Annotated in this window: 13 protein-coding genes; 6 read left to right on the top strand and 7 right to left on the bottom strand. The window is 61.8% G+C overall.

Annotation, left to right across the window (positions count from 1 at the left end):
- Positions 1-56: 56 nt before the first annotated feature.
- Together AB5Y48_RS01820 and AB5Y48_RS01825 are read right to left on the bottom strand one after the other, a co-directional pair.
- Positions 57-611: a GNAT family N-acetyltransferase gene (locus tag AB5Y48_RS01820; RefSeq protein ID WP_060588342.1), complete on the bottom strand. Its 555-nt coding sequence runs from the start codon at positions 609-611 to the stop codon at positions 57-59.
- Positions 611-1,165, bottom strand: a complete 555-nt coding sequence (locus AB5Y48_RS01825) for a GNAT family N-acetyltransferase (RefSeq protein ID WP_368163610.1) — start codon at positions 1,163-1,165, stop codon at positions 611-613. The genes AB5Y48_RS01820 and AB5Y48_RS01825 overlap by 1 nt, the downstream gene beginning before the upstream one ends.
- Positions 1,166-1,486: 321 nt before the next feature.
- Here AB5Y48_RS01825 and AB5Y48_RS01830 point away from each other — a divergent pair, with 321 nt between their 5' ends.
- Together AB5Y48_RS01830 and AB5Y48_RS01835 are read left to right on the top strand one after the other, a co-directional pair.
- A complete protein-coding gene (locus AB5Y48_RS01830) occupies positions 1,487-3,253 on the top strand; it encodes a M4 family metallopeptidase (RefSeq protein ID WP_050666299.1) in 1,767 nt (588 codons plus the stop codon).
- A gap of 73 nt (positions 3,254-3,326) precedes the next feature.
- Complete coding sequence (locus AB5Y48_RS01835) at positions 3,327-5,054, top strand: PKD domain-containing protein (RefSeq protein WP_050666298.1); 1,728 nt, start codon at positions 3,327-3,329, stop codon at positions 5,052-5,054.
- A 19-nt stretch (positions 5,055-5,073) separates the two neighbouring features.
- Here the strand turns inward: AB5Y48_RS01835 and AB5Y48_RS01840 are convergent, their stop codons facing one another.
- The gene (locus AB5Y48_RS01840; protein ID WP_050666297.1) at positions 5,074-5,994 is read right to left on the bottom strand and encodes a LysR family transcriptional regulator; all 921 of its coding nucleotides are present in this window, start codon (positions 5,992-5,994) and stop codon (positions 5,074-5,076) included.
- A 92-nt stretch (positions 5,995-6,086) separates the two neighbouring features.
- Here AB5Y48_RS01840 and mdtH point away from each other — a divergent pair, with 92 nt between their 5' ends.
- On the top strand, positions 6,087-7,283 hold the full coding sequence (gene mdtH / locus AB5Y48_RS01845) for a multidrug efflux MFS transporter MdtH (RefSeq protein WP_368163612.1): 1,197 nt from the start codon (positions 6,087-6,089) through the stop codon (positions 7,281-7,283).
- Positions 7,284-7,362: 79 nt separating this feature from the next.
- On the opposite strand, the gene AB5Y48_RS01850 is transcribed toward mdtH, so the two are convergent.
- The 3 genes from AB5Y48_RS01850 to aspA all read right to left on the bottom strand — a co-directional run bounded on the left by AB5Y48_RS01850 (position 7,363) and on the right by aspA (position 11,598).
- Positions 7,363-8,466 carry a porin gene (locus AB5Y48_RS01850; RefSeq protein ID WP_368163614.1) on the bottom strand — a complete coding sequence of 368 codons (1,104 nt, stop codon included), beginning with the start codon at positions 8,464-8,466 and terminating at the stop codon, positions 7,363-7,365.
- Between the two features lie 237 nt (positions 8,467-8,703).
- Positions 8,704-10,023, bottom strand: a complete 1,320-nt coding sequence (locus AB5Y48_RS01855) for an anaerobic C4-dicarboxylate transporter (protein ID WP_050666294.1) — start codon at positions 10,021-10,023, stop codon at positions 8,704-8,706.
- A gap of 135 nt (positions 10,024-10,158) precedes the next feature.
- Positions 10,159-11,598 (bottom strand): aspartate ammonia-lyase, encoded by a 1,440-nt coding sequence (gene aspA / locus AB5Y48_RS01860; protein ID WP_050666293.1) that lies wholly within the window; start codon positions 11,596-11,598, stop codon positions 10,159-10,161.
- Positions 11,599-11,947: 349 nt separating this feature from the next.
- Between aspA and AB5Y48_RS01865 the strand changes: the two genes are divergently transcribed.
- Positions 11,948-12,385: an FxsA family protein gene (locus AB5Y48_RS01865; protein ID WP_050666292.1), complete on the top strand. Its 438-nt coding sequence runs from the start codon at positions 11,948-11,950 to the stop codon at positions 12,383-12,385.
- Between the two features lie 47 nt (positions 12,386-12,432).
- Here the strand turns inward: AB5Y48_RS01865 and AB5Y48_RS01870 are convergent, their stop codons facing one another.
- On the bottom strand, positions 12,433-13,782 hold the full coding sequence (locus AB5Y48_RS01870) for an MATE family efflux transporter (RefSeq protein WP_162491597.1): 1,350 nt from the start codon (positions 13,780-13,782) through the stop codon (positions 12,433-12,435).
- A gap of 189 nt (positions 13,783-13,971) precedes the next feature.
- Here AB5Y48_RS01870 and AB5Y48_RS01875 point away from each other — a divergent pair, with 189 nt between their 5' ends.
- Positions 13,972-14,265 carry a co-chaperone GroES gene (locus AB5Y48_RS01875; RefSeq protein ID WP_050666290.1) on the top strand — a complete coding sequence of 98 codons (294 nt, stop codon included), beginning with the start codon at positions 13,972-13,974 and terminating at the stop codon, positions 14,263-14,265.
- Between the two features lie 39 nt (positions 14,266-14,304).
- Positions 14,305-15,942 carry a chaperonin GroEL gene (groL, locus tag AB5Y48_RS01880; RefSeq protein ID WP_050666289.1) on the top strand — a complete coding sequence of 546 codons (1,638 nt, stop codon included), beginning with the start codon at positions 14,305-14,307 and terminating at the stop codon, positions 15,940-15,942.
- Positions 15,943-16,071 lie beyond the last annotated feature (129 nt).

The raw sequence follows: 16,071 nt of genomic DNA on the forward strand, positions 1-16,071 counted from the left end.
GGGGCTCCGTAATGAAAAAACCGAAGCATCTGCTTCGGTTTTTTTATCGACTCGCGTCAGCCCCAGTTGGCCCGGCGTAATGAGGTGAGCACATGGTCCTCCCAGTGGCCGTTGATCATCAGATAGTCCCGGGCCAGCCCCTCGCGCTCGAAGCCGAGTCGCTCCAGCAGTCGACCGCTGCGCTCGTTGCGCGGGATATAGCAGGCCATGACCCGGTTCAGGCCATGGCGATGGAACATGTAGGAGAGGGCTTCACTCAGTATCTCCTGCATCAGCCCCTCTCCCTGCCGGCTGCTATCGAGGGAGTAGCCGAGATGGCATGCCTCGAAGGCGCCGTGGATGATGTTGGTGAAGTTGCAGCTGGCTATCATCCGCCCCTGCTGGTCCAGGGCGACCAGATTGACGCTCTGGCCGTTGAAGCACTGTTGATAGCTGTCGCGCAGGCGGTTGCTCCAGTAGGGGAGGGTATAGAAGCCGTCCGGTCGCTTGGGCTCCCAGGGCTCGAGGTGATCCCGGTTGCGCTGGTAGTAGTCGAGGATGAGATCCGCGTGATCCGGCGTCAGCAGGGTGAGGTGGGCACGTGCCGTGGTCAGGTGGGGCATGCTGTTCATCATGCCCCACGCTCGTGGCGCCATTCGCTGCGCAGCAGCCCGTAGCAGGCGTGATCGACGATGCCGTGGGGCAACTTCTCGGCCCGACGCGAGACGCCCTCCAGGGTGAAGCCGAGGCGCTCGCACACGGCCCGGCTGGCGGTGTTGTCGACGGCGGCCCGGATCTCGACCTTCTCCATCCCCAGCTCGTCGAAGGCGTGGTGGATCAGCGCCTGACAGGCCCGGGTGATGATGCCGTTGCCCTGCCAGCGCTCGGCCAGCCAGTAGCCGATGGTCGCCACCCCCAGCTGATGATCGAGGCGGTTATAGGCAACGATGCCGACCAACTCGCCCTGATACTCGATGGCGCAGCTCATGGTCTCGCCACGGGCGAAGCCCTCGATGGCGCGGCGGATAAAGAGCGACGTATCCTCCGGCTTCTGTATAAACGGCGGCCACGGGAGCCATTGACTGAGATAGTCCCGGTTGTCGTGGCACAGGGCAAACAGCTCCGTGGCCATACCAGGTTGCAGAAAGAGCAGGGAGAGCTCCTCATCCAGTGTCCAGGTGAACATCCTTCCCTCCTTTGGCAGGGTCGACCCGAACCGTCACTCTATCCAGTGGTGCGCCCCTCGCCAAGGGCTTTGGGCCATGACAATGCCCCAAATGAGTGAGAATGTGACAGGCTAATTGATGTAAATGTTTTTTGTGGAGTGTTTTGCGATTTTATGCTGCAAAAAAGGCCTGTTTGTAGTTCAAGTTCTGTGCAGCCACATTTTCTGCTACCTCACTTTTCTTATCTGTAATTTGTTACAGGCACGCACCTGCACATCGGCGCTCTACCTTGTCTGAGCCGGCATGAGCCGGAATGACACCTCATCGACAAGGATATCGACATGAATAAAATCTATCTGGCCGTTGCGCTGGCCTGTTGGGGAAGCTCGGCTCTGGCGGCCGAACTGGTGACCATAGAACGTGTTGCAGGGCCGCAGCAGGTGTCGGCAGATGGCAAGGGCGTCAGCGCCCTGGTTGGCGGTGGCGATTACCGTGCCGTGCGCACCGTGATCCTGCCCAACGGGGAGAAGCGGGTGCGCTTCGAACAGACCTGGCAAGGGGTGCCGGTTTGGGGCTCTGCCCTGGTGGCCGAGCAGGGGGCCAGCGGCATAGAGCGTGTCTCGGGGCAGCAACTGGTCGGGATCGATCAGGATGTGGCCTCGCCCCAGCCCGCCTTCAATGCGGCCACCGCGGCCCAGAAGGCACGCGGTCAGCAGCAGGGACGCAACGAGAAGGTGCGCCTCTTCGTGATGCAGGACGAGAGCGGCCAGGCCCGTCTGGTCTATCAGGTCTCCTACCTGGTGGAGGGAAGCGAGACTCCGAGCCGTCCCTTCGTCATCATCGATGCCCAGACCGGGGCCGAGCTCAAGCGTTGGGAGGGGATCAACCACCAGGACGCCACCGGCCCGGGCGGTAACCTCAAGACCGGTAAATATTTCTATGGTAGCGATTACGGCCCGCTTCAGGTGGACGCCAACTGCCGCATGAGCAGCACCAACGTCGATACCATCAACATGAACCACGCCACCACGGGTGGTACTGTGCACCAGTTCACCTGCCCGGAGAATACGGTCAAGGAGATCAACGGTGCCTACTCCCCTCTCAACGATGCCCACTACTTCGGCAACGTGGTGTTCAACATGTACCGCGACTGGTACAACACGGCGCCACTCAGCTTCAAGCTGAAGATGCGTGTGCACTACAGCAAGAACTACGAGAATGCCTTCTGGGATGGCAGTCAGATGACCTTCGGGGACGGTGCCACTACCTTCTACCCGCTGGTAAGCCTGGATGTGGCGGCTCACGAGGTAAGCCACGGTTTCACCGAGCAGAACTCCGGGTTGGTCTACTCGGGTCAGTCAGGGGGGATCAACGAGGCCTTCTCCGACATGGCGGGTGAGGCGGCCGAAAACTTCATGAAGGGGAGCAACGACTGGCTGGTGGGCGCCCAGATCTTCAAGGGCAATGGCTCCCTGCGCTACTTCGAGGACCCGACCCGTGACGGCAAGTCCATCGGCCACGCCAGCGACTACTACGACGGCCTCAACGTTCACTACAGTTCCGGGGTCTATAACAAGGCCTTCTACCTGCTGGCCAACAGCAGTGGCTGGAGTACCCGCAAGGCCTTCGAGGTGTTTGTGCTGGCCAACCGCCTCTACTGGGGGGCCAACACCAATTACGACAGCGGTGCCTGTGGCGTGACCAAGGCTGCCACCGATCTGGGTTACAGTCTGACCGATGTGGCCGCCGCCTTCCAGGCGGTCGGGGTCAATGCCAGCTGTGGCACCACGCCGCCCAGCGGCAACGAGCTGCAGAACGGGGTCGCGGTGAGCGGTCTCTCCGGTGCCAAGGGCGCCCAGCTCAACTACACCATGACGGTGCCGGCCGGGGTCAGCAAGCTGGTCTTCGCCATGAGCGGTGGCAGCGGTGATGCAGACCTCTATGTCAAGTTTGGCGCGGCTCCGACCAGCACCAGCTATGACTGCCGTCCCTACAAGGGAGGCAATACCGAGACCTGTACCATGAATGCGCCCAAGGCGGGCACCTGGTATGTGCAGGTTAAGGGGTACAGCGCCTTCTCGGGGGTGACCCTGAAGGGTAGTTACTGACCTACGAGCGCCGGCCTAGAGCCGGCGCTTTCTTTTTGACCTGCCGGCCACTCCAGGCAAGAGAGGACAGCCCATGAAGAGCAAGTTCTTGATCGCACTTGGTATTGTCACCACCCTGTTCTTCGCCGCCCCCAGCCGGGCCGCCGACCAGACCCCTCCCCGCATAGGGATCCGGGTCGACCAGGCCCTGAGCCTGGCACCTTCCCCCGGCTTGGCCCAGGGGAGCCGCGAGCTGGCGATCCGCCGCCCGGGCGCGGCCTTCATCAAGGTGCATTTCGCGCGCCTGGCCTTGCCGGCCGGTGCCTACGTGGAAGTGGTCTCCCCGGACGGCCGCGAGGCCTATCGCTACGACGGGACGGCGGCGTCCCGCCGCACCCTGGACGACGGCGACGACGGGGTGACGCGCTTCTCGGCCATCTCCATCTCGGGGGAGGCGGCCCGGGTGCGGTTGGTACTGCCGGCCGGCAGTCTGTGGGGGGCCGAGCACGGGGTCGAGATCGACGGCTACATGGCCGGGGATCCCGCGCGCCTGGCGGCCGCGGTGGATCCCGAGTCGACCTGCGGCATCAATGAGCGGCGCGACGTGGCCTGCTGGCAGGGGAGCCATCCTACTGAGGTCGACCGGGCGCGGCCCGTGGTGCGCCTGCTGATCGGCGGACGCAGCCTGTGCACCGGCTGGCGGGTCGGCGCGACGAACCGCCTGTTCACCAATAACCACTGCCTGGCGAGCGACACCGAGGTGCGTTCGACCGAGGTCTGGTTCAACTACCACAAGACCAGCTGCAACGGCAGCGAGTACGCCGGAACCGTCAAGGTGACCGGGGCCGAGCTGCTGAAGACGGATTACGCCCTGGACTACAGCCTGTTCACCGTCAACGACTTCGCCCAGATAGCCGGGTTCGGCCACCTGGGGCTGGAGGTGCGTCCCCCCAGCCTGGGCGAACTCATCTATATACCCCAGCACGGAGCCGGCAATCCCAAGGAGCTGGCCATAGAGAGCGATCAAAACAGCGGTGGCCTGTGCCAGATCGATGTGGCGGTCACCAACGGCCGCGCGACCGATTCGGACACGGGCTACTACTGCGACACGATCGGCGGCTCGTCCGGCTCGCCCGTGTTGGCCGCCGCTAGCAACCGGGTCCTGGCCCTGCACCACTTCGGCGGCTGCGAGAACCAGGGGGTGCGCATCGACAAGATCTGGCCCCAGGTCGCCGGTTACTTCGACGACCAGATCCCGAGCGGCGACGATGCGCCGGCGGGCGAGCCGCCCCAGGCCGCCTTCACGGTCGATTGCCAGGGGCTTACTTGCCGGCTCGACGGCGCGGCGTCACGGGATCCGGACGGCCGCCTGGTGGCCTATGACTGGGACTTCGGGGACGGTCAGCAGGGGCGCGGGGTCCGGCTCGATCACGCCTTCGCGGCCGCCGGTCTGTACCGGGTCGGCCTGACGGTGACGGACGACGATGGGCTGAGCGCCAGGGTCGAGCAGGAGGTCCGGGTTGTGGACGGCCAGGGCTTCCCCTACACAGGGCTGTCGGCGCAGCGCGGCGAGTGGCGCCAGTACCGCTATCTGGCACCGGCCGGGGTGGGCAAGGTCCAGATCAGCCTGTCGGGTGGGGCGGGTGACGCGGATCTCTACGTGCGGCGCGGAGCCGAGCCGACCACCACAGAGTACGAGTGTCGCCCCTATCAGAGCGGCAACACGGAGCGCTGCCTGCTCGACGTGACGCCGGGGGAGACCCTGTATATCGGCATCCACGCCTTCCTCGCCTACGACGGCGTGACCCTGGACGCCCGTTAGCGGGTCTGCCAATGCCCGGTCAGGGCGCGGGGGATACCGCGCCCTGTTCTGATCCTCCCCATCGAATAGCCAGCGCTCTGGCCGCATTCAAGACCGTCTCCTTGGCCGCGTTGGGGCGCTTTCCACTTCGCCAGGCCATCATCACTTCCCAGTGATCCTGGGGCAGATCCTCCACATCCAGCCGGATCAGCCGGCCCAACTCCAGATCTCGCGCCACCGCCAGGGCCGGCATCAGGGTGATGAAGCCGTGCTCAAGGGCCAGCTCCCGGGCCGCTCCGGCCGGCTGGATGGCGTGCAGTGACTTGCTGGGTTGCCGCAGACGACGCAGTTGCTGAATGAAAACATCACAACCCGGCCCCCACTGCTGGGGGGCGATACGCTCGTTGGCGATGTCATGCAGGGTGAGCCCCTGTTGGCCGGCCAGGGGGTGCAATGGCGATGCAATGGCAATGATGGGGGAGCGGCAGAGCAGCTCCATCTGCAGGCCGGCGACGGTCGGACACTTGAGTACGAAGCCGATATCACACTCTCCGGTCAGCAGCTCCTGCATGATGACGCCGGAGTGATCCGTGTTGCAGCGGATCTCGAACTCCCCGTCCACCAGTGCCATCAGCAAGGGGCTGAAGACGACAGAGGTGAGAGAAGGGAGGCAGGCAAGCCGGATCCTGGGCAGGGCCGGTGCCCCCTGCATGGCCAGACGGCCCTCTGCCAGGGTGGCGAGGGCGTCCCGGGCGGCAGGCAAAAACTGTTCGCAGGCCGGAGTCGGAGTGACGCCACGCCGGTGGCGCTGGAACAGGGATCCACCCAGGGTCTGCTCCAGCAGGGCGATGCGTTGACTGACCAGAGGCTGTGACCAGCCGCGAATGGCGGCGGCCTGACTGAAGCTGCCGAGCTCCGCCACATCCAGCAATAACTGCAGATCGTCCAAATCCAGTGACATAAAAAATCCTGATATGAAATATAGCCAGTTGTCGTCTACCACTATATCTGATGCCGTCACACAATGACGTTGTCATTGAGTGAGAGGGTGTCATGGTCGACAGGGCAAGATATTGGGGGCGCTGGTTTCTGGCGCTCGATACCACGCTGGTGATCCTGGGCTTTTTTGTGGTCATGCCCATGATCAGCCTGCGTTTCGTGGATCAGCTGGGATGGGCTGCCGGTCTGGTGGGGCTGGCCTTGGGACTGCGTCAGCTGACCCAGCAGGGGCTCGGCATCTTCGGGGGCTCCCTGGCCGATCGCTTCGGGGCCCGTCCCCTCATCGTGGGCGGCATGTTGCTGCGGGCCGCCGGTTTCTTCTCCCTGGCCTGGGCCGAGAGCGGGACCATGCTGATCTTCTCCTGCTTTCTCTCCGGATTGGGCGGGTGTCTGTTCGACCCGCCGCGCGCCGCCCTGGTGATCAAGTTCACCCGGCCGCGCCAGCGCGGGCGTTTCATCTCACTGCTGATGATGCTCGAGAGCGCCGGCGCCGTGTTGGGGGCCCTGCTTGGCAGCTGGTTGCTGCGTTTCGACTTTACCTATGTCTGCCTGCTGGGAGGGGGTCTCTTCCTGCTGGCGGCCCTGTGCAATGCCCTCCTGCTGCCCGCCTACCGCCTATCGGTCAAGCCGACGCCGATCCGGGCGGGGCTCGGCCAGGTGCTGGCGGATCGCGCCTTCTGTCGCCTGGTGCTGGTACTCAGTGGCTACTACATGATGTGGGTGCAGATGATGCTGATCTTCCCCATTCTGGTGAAGCAGCTGGCGGGTACCACGGCCGCCGTCGGTTGGATGTACAGCCTGGAGAGCGCCCTCTCCCTGCTGTTGCTTTACCCCCTGGCGCGCCTTGGCGAGCGGCATTACCGGCTAGAGACCCGGTTGATGGCCGGTGTGCTGCTGATGACGGCGGGCATCGGGCTGGTGGCCTTCGTCGATACCCTGGCCGGCGTCTTCCTGCTCCTCGGCTGCTTCTATCTGGGCATCATCATCGCCGAACCGGCGCGGGAGACGCTGATGACCCGGCTGGCCAATCCGGCCGCCCGGGGCAGCTATATGGGGTTCAGCCGTCTTGGACTGGCGCTGGGGGGGATGAGTGGTTATGTGGGGGGCGGGGCCCTCTATGATCACGCCATGGCGCTGGGCGAACCTGCCTTGCCCTGGTTGGTCCTCGGCTCCATCGGTGCCATTACCCTGTTGTTGCTGGCGCGCTGTTTTGCCCGTCGTCCCGAGCTGCGCACCAGGGCGCTGGCCTGAGGCAATAAAAAGCCGGTCCACGAGGGACCGGCAAAAAAGAAAACAGTAGGCATGGTGCTGCTTTCGCAGCGGATACAACTTAGAAGTTGTACTGCAGGGCCACGGCGACCACGTCGTCGGTGTTCTGACCCAGCTTGCTGGTACCGGAAACGGCACCGTCATCCAGCAGGTTGATCTTGTAATCAACGTAGGCGTTGAAGTTCTCGGTGAAGTTGTACCAGGCACCGATGGAGACGTACTCGGTGTAGGTATCGTCGATACCGTGAGCGTCATCCTTCACGTCGGTGCGCAGGTAAGCCAGGGAGGGCTTGAACTTGCCGATGGTGTACTGGGCAACGGCTTCGTAACCGTCGTGCTTCTCGGCGTAGCCGTTGTTGACGAACAGGTGGTTCTCGCCGTGGGCATAGGTCGCGGCCAGGTAGAGGTTGTTGGCGGCGTACTTGATACCAACACCGGTCAGCTTGGCGTCAGAATCACCACCGAAGGCGGCGTAACGAGCCTGCTCGTCGGTCTTGCCAGCCTGGTTATAGGCAGCAGACAGGCCCAGACCCATGTCGAAGTCATAGGAGGCAGCTACCGCGAAGCCTTCAGCGGAACCTTTGCTGTTCCAGCTTTCGCCGTTGTAGGTGTTGCCGTTGTAAGATTCGGTGATTGCACTACGGCCAGCGTTCTGCGGATCGTTGTTGCCGGTGAACTGGGCACCCAGGGTTAGGCCGTTGTAGGTGTAGAGGTACTGGGCCAGGCCGTTGGTACGACCGGTACCGAATACTTCGGTGCCCTTGCCCAGACCATCACCGCCCCACTCGGGCAGCACGTCGGTGTAGTCGTTAACGATGCGGAACAGACCGTCCTGACGACCGTAGCTGAAGGCACCGAAGCGATCGTGCTTGATACCTGCGTAGGCGTAACGCAGCTCGTCGTTGTCGGAGCCGGAGGTCGGCAGGTTGTACTCGGCGAAGCCGAAGGCCTTCATCTCGGGAGCGATCTTGGTCTCACCGCGCATGTTCACACGGAAGTAGCTCTGATCACCTTCGGAGCCGTTGTCGTCGGTGCCGTAGTACATGCCCTGGGCGCGACCACCAATCTCGAGCTTGGTGTCATCCTGGTTGTAGACAGTGGCAGCCTGGGCGGTACCGGCCAGCAGCAGGCTGGAGATGGCGATCTTCAGTGCAGTGTATTTCATTGTTTGAATCCTCTGATATCAACACTCAACAGACCTGTGCTCGGTCCGGGTGATCGGTGTTTCCGATACGAGGACGATATACCGCCAAACCTTGACTGGAGCTTAAAGCAGCGGCGATTAATAACGCTGAACGGGAACTTAACGGGAGAATCTCAATACATTTTGTGATATGGCTCCCAAAAAAATGGCCCGCATTGTTGCGGGCCGATTTTTATTCTGTAGCAGGTCAAATAGTCATCAAAGCATCATGCCGCCGAAGACGAAGCCCAGCGCGACCGAAATGGCGATGGTTGCCACACCCGGAATAAAGAAGGGGTGGTTGAAGACCGCCTTGCCGATACGGGTCGAGCCGGTGTCATCCATCTCGACCGCAGCCAGCAGGGTCGGATAGGTCGGCAGCACGAACAGGGCGCTCACCGCGGCAAAGGAGGCGATCGCCGCGACCGGGCTGACGCCCAGGGCCAGGGCGGCCGGCATCAGGGCTTTGGTGGTGGCCGCCTGCGAGTAGAGCAGCATGGCGGCGAAGAAGAGCACCACGGCCAGCAGCCAGGAGTACTGGTTCAGCAGGTCACCGGCGAAGTGCTGGATGGTCTCCATATTGCCCTTCACGAAGACGTTGCCGAGCCAAGCCACACCCAGCACGCAGATGCAGGCGGACATACCGGACTTGAAGGTCGGCATATTGGTGATCTGGCTGGCGTCCAGCTTGCACACCAGCACCATGATGGTGGCGGCAGCCAGCATGATACCCATGATGGCACCGTCACGGGGGATCGGCGGGTTGGTGATGAGACCCACCTTACCGGAGATGGCGGTGGCATAGATCATCACGGCGGCGATGGCCACCAGGAAGATACCGACCGAGATCTTGGCGTAGGGTTTGATATCCAGCTGGGTGGCGCCACGCAGCTTGACCAGCCCCTTGGCCTTACGCTCCAGATAGATTTCGTCCTGATCCAGCGGCTTGCCCAGCATGTTGGCGACGAAGGCGCCCAGGATACAGGCCAGGAAGGTGGAGGGGATGCAGATGGCCAACAGGGTCAGGTAACCCACGCCCAGCGGCTCCAGCATGCCGGAGAAGGCAACCACGGCTGCCGAGATTGGCGAGGCGGTGATGGCGATCTGGGAGGCGATGACCGCGATGGAGAGGGGGCGGGAGGGGCGAATACCTTGCTCCTTGGCCACCTCGGCGATCACCGGCAGGGTCGAGAAGGCGGTGTGACCGGTGCCGGCCAGCATGGTCATCAGATAGGTGACGACCGGAGCGGCGAAGGTGATGTACTTGGGATTCTTGCGCAGGGCCTTCTCGGCCAGATAGACCAGGTAATCCATGCCGCCGGCCAGTTGCATACAGGCGATGGCGCAGATCACCGAGGCGATGATCATGATCACGTCCCAGGGGATAAACGCGACCAGTTGATCACCCGGGATCTGCATGCCCAGACCCCAGGTCAGGACCAAGACACCCAGACCACCGGCGAAGCCGATCCCAATGCTGCCTATCCGGGCCCCCAGATAGATAGCGGCGAGCACTACCAGTAACTCAATGCCAATCATGGTTAACTCCATTTTTTAGTTTTTGGTGACGCTGTGTGCTTGAAAAAGCCAATTCCCGAGTCATCTGGCCGCAGATCGCTCGGGAAGGGGCTCTATGGGGTGGGCGAACCCACCCCATAACCGGCTTGTGCCTGTTTATGCCTGTTCGCGAGTAAAGCGCTTGGCCTTGTACTGCGGGTTCATCAGGTTTTCGATGGAGAGGATCTCGTCGAGCTGCTCGGCGGTCAGCAGGCCGCGCTCCAGCACCACTTCCCGGACGTTCTTGCCGGTCTGGGCGCAGATCTTGCCGACGATATCCCCTTCGTGGTGACCGATGAAGGGGTTGAGGTAGGTGACGATACCGATGGAGTTGAGCACGTGGTTACGGCAGATCTCCGGGTTGGCGGTGATCCCTTCCACGCACTTCTCGCGCAGGGAGATACAGGCCTTCTCCATCAGGCTCAGGGATTCGAACATCGCCTGGGCGATCACCGGCTCCATCACGTTCAGCTGCAGCTGACCCGCCTCGGCGGCGAAGGTAATGGTGACGTCGTTACCGAATACCTTGAAGCAAGACTGGTTCACCACTTCCGGAATGACCGGGTTGACCTTGGCCGGCATGATGGAGGAGCCAGCCTGCATCTCCGGCAGGTTGATCTCTTTGAGTGCAGTACGCGGGCCGGAGGAGAGCAGACGCAGATCGTTACAGATCTTGGAGAGCTTCATGGCCAGACGCTTGACCGCACCGTGCAGCATCACATAGGCGCCGCAGTCGGAGGTTGCTTCGATGAGGTCTTCTGCCGGCACATAGGCGCGACCGGTGATCTCGGCCAGACGCTGAATGGCCAGTTGGGAGTACTCGGGGGGAGTGTTGAGGCCGGTACCGATGGCGGTGGCGCCCAGGTTCACTTCCAGCAGCAGCTCCTGGCAGCGCTTGATGGTCTTGATCTCTTCGCGCAGGGTAACGGCGAAGGCGTGGAACTCCTGGCCCAGGGTCATGGGGACGGCGTCCTGCAGCTGGGTACGGCCCATCTTCAGGATGTGCTTGAACTCGCTGGCCTTGGCATCGAAGGCGGCGATCAGGTGTTCCAGGGCATCCAGGGTAGTGTCGGTGCTGTCGACCACGGCGACGCGGAAACCGGTCGGGTAGGCATCGTTGGTGGATTGGCACTTGTTGACGTGATCGTTGGGGTTGATGACGTCGTAACGACCCTTCTCAAGGCCCATCAGCTCGAGGGCGATGTTGGCCAGCACTTCGTTGGTGTTCATGTTGACGGAGGTACCGGCACCCCCCTGGAAGACATCGATCGGGAACTGATCGAAGCACTTGCCGGTGCTGAGCATGACGTCGCAGGCTTCGACGATCTTGTCGGCGATCTCGGGACGAATGGTGCCCAGCTCGCCGTTGGCCAGAGCGGCGGCCTTCTTGGTCAGCACCATGCCGCGCACGAAGGCGGGAACATCGGAAATTTTCTGAGAGCTGATCTTGAAGTTCTCGATGGCGCGCAGGGTGTGCACACCGTAGTAAACGTCGTTGGAAACTTCTTTGGTGCCCAGCAGGTCTTCTTCAATGCGGACGTTCTTGTTGTCACTCATTGTGTTGCCTCAGAAATCAAAACAGATTGAACATTCCTCACAATGCGATGCGAGTTCCATGCGCAATTGCAATTGTCATCCTGAAGCGTTGCACATCGTGTAGGGGCGCAGGGCGATGCCCTGAAAACTGACAATAATATTATCTCATTGTGGGTAGCCCAAATCAGACGCAGATCACTAAATTTAAAGTTCAAAAAAAAATAAACAACTGCTATTTGGCTTAATGACCATGTTATCTAAACGATTTCCCCCCCTGTGCCACCTGTTGCCGGGGGAGGGGAATGACTTGAAAATCGGTTATCCTCCCCCCACTTGGATCGGATACGACTCACAATCGACAGAGGTCATCATGGGTAAACTGTTTTTCGGGCTGGTAGGACTGGCTCTCTTGGAGATGACGGTGCTCATCCAGGTTGGCTCCGTCATCGGTGCCCTGCCCACGGTGGCTCTGGTCGTTGTGACGGCCATGGTGGGGACCTCGCTGGTGCGCAGCCAGGGACTGCGCACCCTGATGGAGGCCCAGCACAAGATGCAGCTGGGCGAGCTGCCCGGTCGCGAGATGATGAGTGGCATGATGCTGGCGTTGGCGGGTCTGTTGCTCATCATCCCCGGTTTTATCACCGACATAGTGGCCGTGCTGCTGTTGCAGCCGGCGCTGCGCAACCGGATTGCCGACAAGCTGATGGGCTCGGGTCGCTTCGTGGTCAAGGGGCCCTTCGACGGAGGTGCCGGGACTCCCCCCGGGGACGGTCGCACCATAGAGGGTGAGTACGAGCGTAAGGATTGAGTGAATAACGAAATGAAGCAGGGGGCCGTGGGGCCCCCTGCTTCGTTTCAGGGAGTCTTGCGGTGGCAGAGCGATGCGAAGCGGCGGGCGCCAAACAGGTAGGCAAGTGTTCCGGCGACCAGGTTGGCCAGCAGGATGCCGAGGAAGATGCCCTCGACCCCCTGGCGTGATCCCAGCCAGGCCAGGGGCAAGAGCAGTCCGAACAGACGCAGGCCGTTAAAGAGCAGGGCTATGGTCGATGCCCTGACGCCGTTGAGGGCCGAGGCGAGCAGCATCACCAGCGCCTGGCAGCCATAGCCGAGGGGGATCAGATGCAGGTAGCGGGTCATGGTCTCCACGACGACGGGGTGGGTGCTAAAGAGGGTGGCCACCCAGGGAGCCAGCAGCCAGATGATGGCGTAGATAAGGAGCTGGAACAGCAGGGCGAAGCGCATCGCCAGCATCAGGGCCGCATGAGCTCGCTGCGGGTTGCCTGCCCCGGTGTTTTGCGACACGAAGGGGGCCAACACCGAGGAGAGCGCCATCATGACGATGAGCAGCAGGGCCTCGACCCGTGATGCGGCCCCATAGGCGGCCACCACCTCGGTACCGAGTCCGGCGAAGATCATCATCAGCAGGGCGTTGGCTAGCGGGTTGAGCATGTTGGTAAAGGCGGCCGGCAGGGCCACATGGAGGACGGCTTGCCAGTGCCTCTTGAGCGCTGGCCAGGGGGAGAGGGTGAGCAGCAGCAGACGATCGCGCCGGTAGAGGATGCGCAGGCTCACCAGCATGGCCATCAGCCAGGAGAGAGAGGTGGCGATGGCCGCCCCCTTGATGCCGAGTGCCGGTACCGGGCCCCAGCCGAAGATGAGCAAGGGATCGAGCAGGCCGTTGACCAGCCCCGCCACCGCCATCACCAGGCTGGGAGTCTTGGTATCGCCGGTGGCCCGGGTGGCGGCATTGCCCACCATGGGCAGTGCCAGCAGGGGCACCGTCAGGTACCAGATCACCATGTAGTCGTGGATCAGGGCGATCAACCGGTCACTGGCTCCCAGCAGACGGAACAGGGGATCTATGGTGGCGGCGCCCAGCAGCGACAGGCTGCTCACCATCAAGAGTGTCAGCAGCAGGGCATCGGTGGTGAAGTGGGCGGCTTCGTCGTGACGCCCCTGGCCCAGGGTATGACCCAGTACGGCGGAGAGCCCGGCCCCCAATCCCATGATGAGGGAGGTGACGACGAAGGTGACCGGAAAGGTGAAACTGACCGCTGCCAGCGCCTCCGTGCCCAGCAGACCGATAAAGAAGGTATCGATCAGGTTGAAGGCCAGGATCGCCACTATGCCGACGATCATGGGGCCCGTCATGCGGGCCAGCAGGGCAGGGATGGGGGCATGGTGAAGCGGATTGGGGGTATGCACGACGTCTCTGTTGGCTGGCGGCCGCCGGGGCGGTTCGATAAAGAGGGCTCAATAGTACGTGAAAAAAATTTTTTTTGTATCGCCCCTTGAAGGTAGGGCTTGAGCCCCCACATCTGGGAATATCAACGCTTTGGCCAGGTATGGCCATGTTAACGAAACAAGAGAAAACTCATTTTGGGAGAGTTATCGATGAAAATTCGTCCACTGCATGACCGTGTCATCATCAAGCGCATCGAAGCCGAAGCCAAGTCTGCTGGCGGCATCGTGCTGACTGGTACTGCGGCCCAGAAGTCCACTCGTGGCGAGGTTCTGGCCGTGGGCACTGGTCGAATCCTGGATAACGGCGAAGTGAAGCCGCTGGCCGTCAAGGCTGGTGACAAGGTGATCTTTAACGAAGGCTACGGTGTGAAGACCGAGAAGCTGGATGGTCAGGAGGTGCTGATCCTCTCCGAGACCGACATCCTGGCAATCGTCGAAGAGTAATCTCACCCTAACCCGTTTCATTGATAAGGATTGAACAAGATGGCTGCTAAAGACGTTAAATTTGGTAACGACGCTCGCGTAAAAATGCTGGAAGGGGTCAACATCCTGGCCGATGCGGTCAAGGTGACCCTGGGTCCGAAGGGCCGTAACGTGGTGCTGGACAAGTCCTTCGGTGCCCCGACCATCACCAAGGACGGCGTCTCCGTCGCTCGCGAGATCGAGCTGGAAGACAAGTTCATGAACATGGGTGCCCAGATGGTCAAGGAAGTTGCTTCCAAGGCCAACGACGCCGCCGGTGACGGTACCACCACCGCCACCGTACTGGCCCAGTCCATCGTCAACGAAGGCCTGAAGGCCGTTGCCGCCGGCATGAACCCGATGGATCTGAAGCGCGGTATCGACAAGGCCGTTGCCGCCGCCGTCACCGAGCTGCAAGCCCTGTCCACCCCGTGTGCCGACAACAACGCCATCGCCCAGGTTGGCACCATCTCCGCCAACTCCGACGAGAAGGTGGGCAAGCTGATTGCCGAGGCGATGGACAAGGTGGGCCGTGACGGCGTCATCACAGTCGAAGACGGCCAGGGCCTGGAAGACGAGCTGGCTGTGGTCGAGGGTATGCAGTTCGACCGTGGTTACCTCTCCCCCTACTTCATCAACAAGCCGGAAGCCGGTGCCGTCGAGCTGGACGACCCCTTCATCCTGCTGGTCGACAAGAAGGTTTCCAACATCCGCGAAATGCTGCCGGTGCTGGAAGGTGTGGCCAAGTCTGGCAAGCCGCTGGTGATCGTCGCCGAAGACGTGGAAGGCGAAGCCCTGGCGACCCTGGTGGTCAACACCATGCGTGGTATCGTCAAGGTCGCTGCCGTCAAGGCTCCGGGCTTCGGTGATCGTCGCAAGGCCATGCTGCAGGATATCGCCATCCTGACCGGTGGTACCGTCATCTCCGAAGAAGTGGGTATGGAGCTGGAGAAGGCTGCCCTGGAAGACCTGGGCCGTGCCAAGCGCATCGTCATCACCAAGGAAAACACCACCATCATCGATGGCGTGGGTGAAGCCGCCGCGATCGAAGCCCGCGTTGCCCAGATCCGCCAGCAGATCGAAGAGACCTCTTCCGATTACGACCGTGAGAAGCTGCAAGAGCGCGTGGCCAAGCTGGCCGGCGGTGTTGCCGTGATCAAGGTCGGTGCTGCCACCGAAGTTGAAATGAAAGAGAAGAAAGCCCGTGTGGAAGATGCCCTGCACGCGACCCGCGCCGCCGTTGAGGAAGGTGTGGTTGCCGGTGGTGGTGTCGCCCTGATCCGTGTGGCTGCCAAGCTGGTTGACCTGCGTGGCGACAACGAAGATCAGAACGTGGGTATCAAGGTTGCCCTGCGCGCCATGGAATCCCCCCTGCGCCAGATCGTCACCAACGCCGGTGAGGAGGCCTCTGTGGTCGCCAACAACGTCAAGGCCGGTGAAGGTAACTTCGGTTACAACGCCTACTCCGAGCAGTACGGCGACATGCTGGAGATGGGTATCCTGGATCCGACCAAGGTAACCCGCTCCGCCCTGCAATTCGCCGCGTCCATCGCCGGCCTGATGATCACCACAGAGTGCATGGTGACCGAGCTGCCGAAGAAAGACGCTCCGGCCATGCCGGACATGGGCGGTATGGGTGGCATGGGCGGCATGATGTAAGCCTCCCCATCTGCTGATGAAGGGCCCCGTGAGGGTAATGCCGATCAGTTAAGGATCCATTGACCGATCCTTCTGATGTGTGAAAATCCGAAACCTATTGATTGGTTTCGGATTTTTTATGCGCATCGA

Source organism: Aeromonas sp. R6-2, from assembly GCF_040908155.1.
Lineage (GTDB): Bacteria > Pseudomonadota > Gammaproteobacteria > Enterobacterales > Aeromonadaceae > Aeromonas > Aeromonas schubertii.

What these genes read in the sequence shown, in the direction of transcription:
- AB5Y48_RS01820 (WP_060588342.1), bottom strand. Translation starts at nt 611, where the DNA reads ATGAACAGCATGCCCCACCTGACCACGGCACGTGCCCACCTCACCCTG.
- AB5Y48_RS01825 (WP_368163610.1), bottom strand. Translation starts at nt 1,165, where the DNA reads ATGTTCACCTGGACACTGGATGAGGAGCTCTCCCTGCTCTTTCTGCAA.
- AB5Y48_RS01830 (WP_050666299.1), top strand. Translation starts at nt 1,487, where the DNA reads ATGAATAAAATCTATCTGGCCGTTGCGCTGGCCTGTTGGGGAAGCTCG.
- AB5Y48_RS01835 (WP_050666298.1), top strand. Translation starts at nt 3,327, where the DNA reads ATGAAGAGCAAGTTCTTGATCGCACTTGGTATTGTCACCACCCTGTTC.
- AB5Y48_RS01840 (WP_050666297.1), bottom strand. Translation starts at nt 5,994, where the DNA reads ATGTCACTGGATTTGGACGATCTGCAGTTATTGCTGGATGTGGCGGAG.
- mdtH (WP_368163612.1), top strand. Translation starts at nt 6,087, where the DNA reads ATGGTCGACAGGGCAAGATATTGGGGGCGCTGGTTTCTGGCGCTCGAT.
- AB5Y48_RS01850 (WP_368163614.1), bottom strand. Translation starts at nt 8,466, where the DNA reads ATGAAATACACTGCACTGAAGATCGCCATCTCCAGCCTGCTGCTGGCC.
- AB5Y48_RS01855 (WP_050666294.1), bottom strand. Translation starts at nt 10,023, where the DNA reads ATGATTGGCATTGAGTTACTGGTAGTGCTCGCCGCTATCTATCTGGGG.
- aspA (WP_050666293.1), bottom strand. Translation starts at nt 11,598, where the DNA reads ATGAGTGACAACAAGAACGTCCGCATTGAAGAAGACCTGCTGGGCACC.
- AB5Y48_RS01865 (WP_050666292.1), top strand. Translation starts at nt 11,948, where the DNA reads ATGGGTAAACTGTTTTTCGGGCTGGTAGGACTGGCTCTCTTGGAGATG.
- AB5Y48_RS01875 (WP_050666290.1), top strand. Translation starts at nt 13,972, where the DNA reads ATGAAAATTCGTCCACTGCATGACCGTGTCATCATCAAGCGCATCGAA.
- groL (WP_050666289.1), top strand. Translation starts at nt 14,305, where the DNA reads ATGGCTGCTAAAGACGTTAAATTTGGTAACGACGCTCGCGTAAAAATG.